General features: G+C 68.5%; 2 protein-coding genes. One reads left to right on the top strand and one right to left on the bottom strand.

Translation table 11 applies throughout. The annotated features are described in order from the left end of the window. Positions 1-53: 53 nt before the first annotated feature. Complete coding sequence (locus tag ACH9D3_RS04380; protein ID WP_396410006.1) at positions 54-593, bottom strand: hypothetical protein; 540 nt, start codon at positions 591-593, stop codon at positions 54-56. Between the two features lie 156 nt (positions 594-749). Between ACH9D3_RS04380 and ACH9D3_RS04375 the strand changes: the two genes are divergently transcribed. Next, positions 750-1,232 carry a CarD family transcriptional regulator gene (locus tag ACH9D3_RS04375; RefSeq protein WP_017831963.1) on the top strand — a complete coding sequence of 161 codons (483 nt, stop codon included), beginning with the start codon at positions 750-752 and terminating at the stop codon, positions 1,230-1,232. The last annotated feature ends 49 nt before the right edge of the window (positions 1,233-1,281 follow it).

Here is a 1,281-nt window from a genome sequence, read left to right as displayed (position 1 = left end):
AGGGCCCGGAACCCCGCGGGGTTCCGGGCCCTTCGTCCGGACGTGCGTGCCGATCAGTGGCCGCCCCCGGCCTCGTCGTGGGGCACGGGCGTGTTGGAAGGGTTCGCCGGGGTGTCCGGTGCGCCGCCGGGGACGAACTCGGCGTAGCGCTCGAAGGTGTGGTCCAGGACCGGCACCTCCTCGACGAGGGAGTCCTCGCCGGTGCTGAACTCGGTCTCGACCATGAGCCCGGGCATGGCGCCGGCGGGATCCACGAGGACCGGGTCGGCCTCCTCGAGCTCCAGGGAGGCGTCGGCCGGGATCCGCACCTCGGCGATGGCGCCGTCGACGTCCATCGTCAGCGTGACGTCCTCGTCGCTCTCGTTCACCAGCATGCCCAGCACGCGGCCCTCCGAGTCGGCGGAGGTGGCCACGATCAGCACGTTGGTCAGCTTGACGTCGCCCACCTGCTCCACGATGCCGTCCGCGGGGGAGTAGATCATGGTCGTGGCCGGAGGGTTGATGTAGGCGCATCCGGCGGTGGACAGCAGGGCGGCCGCGGCGGCGGCGCTCAGGCCTGCGCGCTGCAGCAACTTGGGGGCGGCAATCTTCACGGCGCGTACTCCTCGGGAGCTCAGGACGATGTCCCGTCCAGCTTATCCGTTTGCCGACGGATCGTCCGCATCGCCGGGGCGGGGGAGCCGCGTCCCGGCCGGATCGGCGAATCCTACACCGTGTTAGAATGGAAGTTCTGAAAGGGGTATTTCCATATGGTTTTTGAGGTTGGCGAGACGGTTGTCTACCCGCACCACGGCGCGGCGACCATCGAGGAGATCAAGACCCGCACCGTCAAGGGCGAAGAGAAGATGTATCTCAAGCTCAAGGTGACCCAGGGGGATCTGGTGATCGAGGTACCCGCGGAGAACGTCGACCTGGTGGGCGTGCGCGACGTCGTCGACGAGGACGGGCTCAAGAAGGTCATCTCGGTCCTCCAGGCGAAGGACACCGAGGAGGCCAGCAACTGGTCCCGGCGCTACAAGGCCAACCTCGAGAAGCTCGCCTCGGGCGACGTGCTCAAGGTCGCCGAGGTCGTGCGCGACCTCTGGCGCCGCGACCGGGACCGCGGGCTGTCGGCGGGGGAGAAGCGGATGCTGACGAAGGCCCGCCAGATCCTCACGTCCGAGCTCGCGCTCGCCAAGAAGATCGACGAGGAAGAGGCCGAGAAGCGCCTCGACGACATCCTGGCGTCCTGACCTCCCCGTGACCGGGAACGCAGCACGGTCCACGACGGCGAACCCGCCC

It is taken from the genome of Kocuria kalidii, from assembly GCF_044462225.1.
Classification (GTDB): Bacteria; Actinomycetota; Actinomycetes; order Actinomycetales; family Micrococcaceae; genus Kocuria; species Kocuria kalidii.
Note: the sequence above shows the minus strand (reverse complement) of the source record. Positions and strands in the feature narration are given on the sequence as shown.